The 8,396-nt window shown below is 29.5% G+C and carries 7 protein-coding genes and 1 other RNA gene; 5 read left to right on the top strand and 3 right to left on the bottom strand.

The genetic code is table 11. The features are described 5' to 3' along the window. Positions 1-248 precede the first annotated feature (248 nt). Entirely contained in the window at positions 249-1,067 is an 819-nt protein-coding gene (gene kdsA, locus ABY863_RS11430; protein ID WP_372794932.1) for a 3-deoxy-8-phosphooctulonate synthase, read from the top strand. Positions 1,068-1,224: 157 nt separating this feature from the next. On the opposite strand, the gene ABY863_RS11425 is transcribed toward kdsA, so the two are convergent. After that, positions 1,225-3,774, bottom strand: a complete 2,550-nt coding sequence (locus ABY863_RS11425; protein WP_372794930.1) for an adenosylcobalamin-dependent ribonucleoside-diphosphate reductase — start codon at positions 3,772-3,774, stop codon at positions 1,225-1,227. A gap of 171 nt (positions 3,775-3,945) precedes the next feature. Between ABY863_RS11425 and ABY863_RS11420 the strand changes: the two genes are divergently transcribed. The 3 genes from ABY863_RS11420 to creD are packed head-to-tail and all read left to right on the top strand — an operon-like array spanning position 3,946 to position 6,280. Next, positions 3,946-4,566: a hypothetical protein gene (locus ABY863_RS11420; protein ID WP_372794928.1), complete on the top strand. Its 621-nt coding sequence runs from the start codon at positions 3,946-3,948 to the stop codon at positions 4,564-4,566. 3 nt (positions 4,567-4,569) lie between these two features. Beyond that, entirely contained in the window at positions 4,570-4,866 is a 297-nt protein-coding gene (locus tag ABY863_RS11415) for a winged helix-turn-helix domain-containing protein (protein WP_372794926.1), read from the top strand. Between the two features lie 52 nt (positions 4,867-4,918). Then, on the top strand, positions 4,919-6,280 hold the full coding sequence (gene creD / locus ABY863_RS11410; RefSeq protein ID WP_372794924.1) for a cell envelope integrity protein CreD: 1,362 nt from the start codon (positions 4,919-4,921) through the stop codon (positions 6,278-6,280). 58 nt (positions 6,281-6,338) lie between these two features. On the opposite strand, the gene ABY863_RS11405 is transcribed toward creD, so the two are convergent. Further along, the gene (locus ABY863_RS11405) at positions 6,339-6,560 is read right to left on the bottom strand and encodes a DUF3820 family protein (RefSeq protein ID WP_372794922.1); all 222 of its coding nucleotides are present in this window, start codon (positions 6,558-6,560) and stop codon (positions 6,339-6,341) included. Next, positions 6,547-7,749 carry an NAD(P)-dependent oxidoreductase gene (locus ABY863_RS11400; protein ID WP_372794920.1) on the bottom strand — a complete coding sequence of 401 codons (1,203 nt, stop codon included), beginning with the start codon at positions 7,747-7,749 and terminating at the stop codon, positions 6,547-6,549. Before ABY863_RS11400 ends, ABY863_RS11405 begins: the two co-directional genes overlap by 14 nt. A gap of 121 nt (positions 7,750-7,870) precedes the next feature. Here ABY863_RS11400 and ssrA point away from each other — a divergent pair. Then, positions 7,871-8,264, top strand: a transfer-messenger RNA (tmRNA) gene (gene ssrA / locus ABY863_RS11395). Positions 8,265-8,396: the final 132 nt, after the last annotated feature.

The following is an 8,396-nucleotide window of genomic DNA, read 5'->3' as shown; positions in this document are numbered from 1 at the left end:
ATTTCATTAATATTTAATAGAATATCATTATAAAACTGAAATGTTTTGTATTGATTAAAATCAACTTGATTATCGTAATCATATAGTATTTTAGGTGTAGTGCATCCTAAAAAAACAATGAACACTATTAGCTTAATATATTTCATACTATTATTTTTAAAATAATGGTAAATCCTTCTTATAAAATTAAGAATAATTCTGTTTTAATCAGCTATATAAAATAGTATCTTTGAAAAAAATTAAAAATCATGAATTTAAATCTGATTCCAAACATAAAACATACGGATAGTAACAATTTCTTTTTATTGGCTGGTCCTTGTGCTATTGAAGGAGAAGAAATGGCTTTACGTATTGCTGAACATATTTTAAAAGTGACTGATAAATTACAAATTCCGTTTGTTTTTAAAGGTAGTTTCAAAAAGGCAAACAGAAGCAGAATTGATAGTTTTACTGGAATTGGAGATGAAAAAGCATTAAAAATATTAAGAAAAGTTTCTGAAACATTTCACGTTCCAACAGTAACAGATATTCATACAAATGAAGATGCCGCAATAGCTGCTGAATATGTTGATGTGTTACAAATTCCTGCATTTTTAGTTCGTCAAACCGATTTAGTTGTTGCCGCAGCAAATACTGGAAAGGTTGTAAACTTAAAAAAAGGACAATTTATGAGCCCTTCTGCCATGAAACATGCAGTTCAAAAAGTAAAAGATTGCAATAACGAAAAAGTTTGGATTACCGATAGAGGTACAATGTTTGGCTATCAGGATATGATTGTTGATTTTAGAGGTATTCCAGAAATGCAACAATACGCACCAACTATTTTAGATATAACACATTCTTTACAACAACCAAATCAAAGTAGTGGAGTTACAGGTGGAAGACCTGATATGATTGAAACCATTGCAAGAGCTGGAGTTGCTGTTGGAGTTGATGGCTTATTTTTAGAAACTCATTTTGATCCTTCAAATGCAAAAAGTGATGGTGCTAATATGTTAGATTTAAAACATTTAGAAAATTTATTAACTCACTTAGTTGCTATTAGAAAAACGATAAACTCGTTTTAACTTTCTTTCTCAGTTTCAAGCTGAGCTTAATCCCACATAATAGACCAATATCGCTCTTTTTGATTTATAATATATTGCACTGTAGAGTTCATAAAAAACACCAACGAAATTTAAATTTTGTTGGTGTTTTTTTTATCTTTCTATTTTTAAAAAAAGATTATCCACATTTAGAATGTCCACAACTTTTACATTTTAAGCAACCTTCTTCATAAATCAGTCCTTCTGGATCCCCACAATCTGGACATTTTTTATCTGCTGCTTTTGTACCATCAGCTACAAATTGTTTTAATGTACGTACGATTCCATTTTTCCAAGTATTAATATTTTCATCGTACATATTTAAATTATTAATTAAATCCACTACGTATGCAATTGGCATTCCATGACGTAATACTCCTGAAATTAGTTTGGCATAATTCCAATATTCTTTATCAAAAGTTCTAGACAATCCTTCTAAAGTTACCTTATAACCTTGTTTGTCTAAAAATTGAAAATCGTAACGAGAATCTCCTTTTTCATCTCTATTTTTAATTACCCAACCTTGCTCTAACCAAGCAGGCAAAATAAATGCATCTTCAATTTTCCCTGTAAAAACTTCATAGGGTCTATTATTTATTAAACCAACTACCGCAACCCATTTATCGTAATCATTTTGGAAACGCACAACTTTTGCTTCAATTGTTTTAGGTCGCTTTGGAAAAATAGTTTCTGCAAAACATTCATCATTTTTCTTTTCTTTTTTAGCATCACTAGCTACCAAAATTCCACTTCTAGATCCATCTCTATACACTGTAATTCCTTTTAAACCCTGTTTCCATGATTCAATATATATATCACCCACTAATTCAACAGAAACATCAGTTGCTAAATTAATTGTTGAACTTATTGAATGTGTTGTATATTTTTGAACTAATGCTTGCATTTCAACACGCTTTTTCCAGTCAATTTCAGGTGCTGTTGAACCCGCATATGGGCTATCTTCAATTTTGGTTTTACCTGTAACTTCCATCCATTGTTTTAACTTTGGATGGTAAACTTCAAATTCTTCAAAAGCATCACCCATATCATCAACATAAGCAATTTTAGCATTTGGATCGTCTTGGTTAACTTTTCTTCTTCTTTTATAGGATAAAAGGAAAACCGGCTCAATTCCTGATGATGTTTGTGCCAACATACTTAAGCTTCCTGTTGGTGCAACTGTGCTTATAGAAATATTTCTACGTCCATACTTCATCATTCGTTTATAAATGGCAGGGAACTCTTTTTCAACCATATGAATAAATTCAGAATAGTTTTCTATTTCAGGATTAAAGACTTCAAATTTTCCGCGCGTTATTGCCATATCAATACTACTGTCAAACTCACCTTTAAATTTAGTTTTCATTATCTCATCAACAACAGCAATTGCTTCATCTGTATCAAACTTTTTACCTAAAGCTGCCATAGCATCAGCCAAAGCGGTAAAACCTAAACCTGTTCTTCTTCCCTTCTTACCTGTTTTGTACAATAATTTCCAAGTATCAATTTCAACTTGTTTAATTTCCGTTGGCTCTTTGTCATGCATTATTTTGTTGAAAATTTTATCAACAGCTTCTAATTCTAAATCAACCAAATCATCCATTAAACGTTGAGATTCATATACAACTTCATAGAATTTTTTATGGTTAAATGTTGCTTCTTCAGTAAAAGGTTTTTCAACAAAACTATATAAGTTAATTGCTATTAAGCGGCAACTGTCACCACCTTGCATTGCTATTTCAGAACAAGGATTAGTAGAACTATTTTTAAACCCTGGATATATTGAAGATGTTGAATAATAATGTTGGCGATCCCAAAATATTAAACCTGGTTCTGCAGTATTATGAGCACATTTTATAATAGTATCCCACAATTTTTTTGCTTTAATAACTTTAGTATACGTAGGTTTTTCACTATCTATTGGCCAACGCAACGTAAATTCACTATCATTTACAACGGCAATCATAAATTCATCAGACAAACGAAGTGAAATATTTGCACCTGTAATTTTAGTTAAATCTTGTTTTATAGTTACAAAATCCTCAATGTCAGGATGTGCAATATCCATAGTAAGCATTAATGCACCTCTTCTTCCATTTTGAGCAACTTCTCTTGTAGTGTTTGAAAAACGTTCCATAAATGAAACTGCTCCAGTAGTGCTTCCTGCAGAATTTGAAACCTGTGCACCACTTGGTCTTAAATTAGATAAATCTACACCAACACCACAACGCCTTTTAAATAATTGTGCCAATTGCTGATCCGTATAAAAAATACCTCCATAAGAATCTAATACCGGAGGAACAACCACACAGTTTGATAAAGAGGCAATCACATTATTATTTCCTAAAGAAGACATTACACTTCCTTGTGGAATGGTATATTTAAAATCTTTAAACAACTCAAAAATGGCATCTTCTGTCAAAAAACTACGCTTCTTTCCGTAAGCTGAAAGTCCTTCAACACTTATTTCTTTACCTAAATATTTTTTTTCAATACGTGCAAATTCGGTTGCCATCCTAAAATGCATATCATTTGGCGTAGATTCGAAAAACTCACCTTCTTTATTTTTCATTGCATACTTATTAATCCAAGTAGTTGCTGCAAGCTCATCTCCTTTGAAATATTCTAAAGCACTCTTTAACACCTCTTTATGTGTATATATTTTCGGAAAGACTAATTGTTCGGACATATTTAAGTAAGTTTATTTGGTTCGTTATTTTAGATTTTAAAACTATAAAATATTTAAACCTAATTTGTCTTTTACTTCAATTAGTTAATAACATTCTATTGTTGAAAAGTTGTAAAAAAATTTGTTTAGTCTAAATAAAAAGATTTACTTTGCATTTCAAAGTACTTTTTCATGACAAACAAAGACTATTTAAAAGACATTTCAGAAATTAAATCTATCATGAATAAATCATCTCGATTTATTTCTTTAAGTGGCTTATCAGGAATTATAGCTGGGATATATGCCTTAATTGGAGCTTTCCTAGCAAATTATATTATTGTTAGTTACCAAAGTTCAGGTACCACTATTTCCTTATTGCCTATTTCATATTTAGAATATTTGTTAGTTGGTATTGCATTACTTGTATTAATTTTATCCACACTAACAGCTTTTATTTTTTCTTCAAGAAAAGCAAAAAAGAGTGGAGAAAAACTTTGGGACCCTACCACTAAAAGACTATTAATAAACTTTTCAATTCCATTATTTACTGGTGGACTCTTTAGCATTATATTATACCAATATGGCTTAATAGGATTAATTGCTCCCACAACGCTTATTTTTTATGGTTTAGCTTGTGTAAATGCAAGTAAATATACATTAGGAGATATTAGGTATTTAGGATTACTAAATATATGTATTGGCTTAATTGCCACACAATTTATTGGTTATGGATTGTACTTTTGGGCATTAGGTTTTGGTATTTTACACATTATATATGGTACTGTTCTTTATAACAAATACGATAAAAAATAAAATTTGAAAGATATCCTTAAACATATAAATAAGGTTTTTGATCATAGGGTTAGATTGGGAATTATGTCTGCCCTTATAGTTAATGAAACTATTGATTTTAATACACTAAAAGAAATTTTAGGTGTAACTGATGGTAATTTAGCGAGCCATATTAAAGCACTTGAAAAAGTTGATTATATTAATGTTAATAAACAATTTATAGAAAAAAAACCAAATACTAAATACAGTGCTTCAGTTTTAGGAAGGTTGGAATTTCAAAAACATATTAATGCCTTAGAAAAACTCATACATAATAATTAAATTTTTTTATTAATATACTTTGCAAATCAAAGTACTTTTAAATTAAAACAAGATGAATAAACAACAAAACAAATTCGGAAATTGGTTAAAAACTTCACTTACTGCAAGAATGCTAATGATTGGTGTATTAATAATTGTGCTATTAATTCCTCTATCTTATATTGAATCGTTAATTAATGAAAGAGCAAACAGACAAGAATCTATAGTACAAGAAATAAATGAAAAATGGGGGAATGAGATACTCCTATATGGTCCAATTTTAAAAATTCCTTATAAAACTTATACTGAAAAAATTATAACCTCTATTGATGTAAAAAACAACAGGACAGAAAAAATTGAACATCTAAATTATGCTTACTTTTTTCCAACTAAATTAGAAATGAATGCTACAATTAATCCTGAAGAAAAAAAACGAGGTATTTATACAACTTCTGTTTACAAAGGTGAAATTTCTATGAATGGTTCTTATGGAAAACCAGATTTTAGTTCAATAGACATAGAAAACGAAGATATTCTTTGGGATAAAACTACCATTATTATAAAAACCTCAAACTTAAAAGGCATTAATAATCAGGTAATTATAAATTTTAACAATCATAAATTTTCATTTTTACCTAAATATGAAGAAAATAACAACAACCTTTCTGACGAAGTTAGCTTAAATAAATTAGAAACAAATTACCTAAATAAAGAGGTATTACCCTTTACAAATGATAGTTATTTTACAATTAAATTTAATAGTAGTGGAAGCAAACAAATAAGAATGATACCTATTGGAAAAGAAACCAATTTAACTATTACATCTAATTGGAAAACAGCAAATTTTATTGGTAACTTTTTACCGTTAAATTCAGATAAAATTTCAGAAAATGGTTTTAATGCTATATGGAAAGTCCTTCATATTAATAGACCCTTTTCACAAGAATATTTTAAAATTTTACCCAATTTAAAAGAATATGCTTTTGGCGTAAATTTTATGATACCGGTAGATGAATACCAAAAGAGTGAACGATCTGCTAAATATGGTTTTTTAGTTATATCACTGACTTTTTTAATTTTTTTCTTAATACAAAGTATTAGTAAAATTATCATTCATCCATTTCAATATTTAATGATTGGTTTAGCTTTAACTATGTTTTACACATTACTAATTTCAATTTCTGAACATAGCAATTTTTTAAAGGCTTATTTAATTGCAGGAGTTTCAGTTATTATATTAATTACATTATACTCTAAATCAATTTTAAAAACATTCAAATTTCCACTATTTATTGGCGCTTCACTTTCTGCATTATACACTTTTATTTTTGTAATAATACAATTAGAAAATTATGCACTACTTGTTGGTAGCTTAGGTTTATTTTTAATATTATCAATTATAATGTATGCTTCACGAAAAATAGATTGGGATTAAATAAAAAAAGAGTATTTGAAATATAATTTCAAATACTCTTTTTTTATTTAATCTAATTTTAAACTCTTAATTTCCTAACCATATCTTCCAACCCATTTAGTTGGATTTCATAGGCTAAGTGTAACATTTCACCAAATTTCCCAGCAGGAAACCCTTTATTTCTGTACCAAACAATATAATGTTCAGGTAAATCAATTAAATATTTTCCCTTATATTTTCCATAAGGCATTCTTGCATTTGCCAACTTCATTAAAATTTCATGCTGATTATTCTTTTCCATCAACGTAATCCTGTAAATATTTAAAACGTCTTTTTAATTTTCCTCTTCCTGTAACTCTTGCCCTTCTTAAAATATCATCTTCATCGTTATTAAAAAGTGAAGGAATTACATATTCTGCAAAACTGTTACTAAATCCTTCAGATGCATCTTTAGGTAATTCACATGGTAAATTATCAACAGCCATAACAGCAATTGCATTTTCACTTTTATAATCAACTTCCTCACCTGTTTGAGGATCGAAACCATAAACAGGATCTTTAATTGTAGATGGTCTAACTGTTGAAGCTATTGGTCCAAAATCACAACTAATGTCTGCAATAACTTTAATATTAAACTCTTCAGATTTAATATCCTCAGCCGAAATAATTTTTGGAGAACCTTGACCATAAAAATGTCCAGCAATATACATATCTGCCACTTTGGCAAACCTCATAAAATTACTTTCATAAGCACCTGGATGTTCAAAGAAATCAGATACGTTTTTTACAAACCCATCTTTTCTTTTATTGTAATCTAACGCATCAATATTTACGTAAACGGGTTCATCAAATGAATTGTTCAAAAACTCGGTAATATTTACTTCCCTTAATTCCATTCCATCAAGCATTTCTTTGGCTCCTTTACCCACTCTACCACAACCAGACAGTACAATTTTAATATTTGGTAATTTTACTTTTTTCAATTCATCTATTAAATATTGCTGGCTAGTTAATTCTTCAGCTTTAGGTAAATTAAAACAATTAAACTTCAACCCATAAGCTCTAAAACCATTATAAGCACCTACTATTCCAGCATATCTGCCAAATGCCACCAGTCTACCTCCATTTTTATTCGTAATTGCTTCGTGGTCATAAAGTTGTATATTTTTTTCTAAAACAGCTCTTAATAAATCTCTATTATAGGGTTGTTTTTTAATAGTATGAGAAAAGAAAAAATACTCCTTATTTGGAATAAGAAATTCAATGGGCACCTCTTTTACGCCCAATAATATATCGCAATCTGAGACATCATTAACTACTTCAATCCCCTCTTTTCTGTATTCATCATCCTTAAAAACTCGAATATCTGAACTTTCAACTTTAATTTGAAGTTGAGGATAATCTTTCAATATTTGCTTACATTTTTTTGGAGATAAAACAACTCTTTTATCAGGTGGATTCTTCCGCTCATTAATGATTCCTATCTTCATATATTAATTGGTATAAAATTTGTACCAATATATTAGTAATTAAAGGAACTCACAAATAAACTATGTGACATATTTTGTTTAAATTTGCTTTCTTTTAAAGGATTTAGATCTTTGAAATTTTGGGGACGATTGGTTTTGACTGCAAGATCAATTAACATATAAGCATGTCGAGTTATGAAATAGCACTCGTAAATCTCAATTTCAACATTTTAAACGGCGAAGATAACTACGCTTTAGCTGCTTAATCCGAATTATAGTAGGATGAGCCTCGGCACACTAGGTGTGCAAGCTGAATGTCTCTTGAAAGCCTTGGTTAGCGGCGGTCAGCAAAGAGGCATCGTAAAAGTTAACATAGATTTGCTAGTGTTTCGATAGCATTTTGAAACTAAAGAAACTAAGCTTAAAGTAAATTGTTTTCGGTTAGCTTTAAGACTAAAATTAAAAGAAAACTAAGCATGTAGAAAGTATTTTGGTTGCTTGTTTGGACCCGGGTTCGATTCCCGGCGTCTCCACTAAAGAGGACAAACTCAAATACTTTGAGAATTGCCCTCTTTTTTTATTTGTTAAACCCTTGTCAATCTGTAAAATACACCTTAAAACATCATTAATTCTTTCAGTTCGACAAATTTCTCCGTCAAACTCAATAT

Source organism: Lutibacter sp. (assembly GCF_041562875.1).
Lineage (GTDB): Bacteria > Bacteroidota > Bacteroidia > Flavobacteriales > Flavobacteriaceae > Lutibacter.
Note: the sequence above shows the minus strand (reverse complement) of the source record. Positions and strands in the feature narration are given on the sequence as shown.